The organism is Pandoraea sp. ISTKB (assembly GCF_001721285.1).
Classification (GTDB): Bacteria; Pseudomonadota; Gammaproteobacteria; order Burkholderiales; family Burkholderiaceae; genus Pandoraea; species Pandoraea capi.
Window position 1 is genome coordinate 1 of the sequence record NZ_MAOS01000015.1, and the last position, 281, is coordinate 281.

Genomic DNA, 281 nt, shown 5'->3' on the forward strand with positions numbered 1-281 from the left:
CAGCACGCACTCAAGGAACTGACCGACAAGCTCTCCGAGAAGGGGGTGAACGTGCGCTACGCGATTCACCCCGTGGCGGGTCGCATGCCGGGGCACATGAACGTGCTGCTCGCCGAAGCCGAAGTCCCCTACGATCAAGTGCTTGAGATGGACGAGATCAACGGCGAATTCGGTCAGACGGACGTGGTGCTGGTGCTCGGCGCGAACGACGTGGTGAACCCGGCAGCGAAGAACGATCCGCAATCGCCGATCGCGGGCATGCCGATTCTCGAGGCTTACAA

General features: G+C 61.9%; 1 protein-coding gene. It reads left to right on the forward strand.

Annotated elements, in window-relative coordinates:
- The coding region (locus tag A9762_RS03950; protein WP_139133058.1) for an NAD(P)(+) transhydrogenase (Re/Si-specific) subunit beta at positions 1-281 on the forward strand (281 nt) is incomplete at both ends.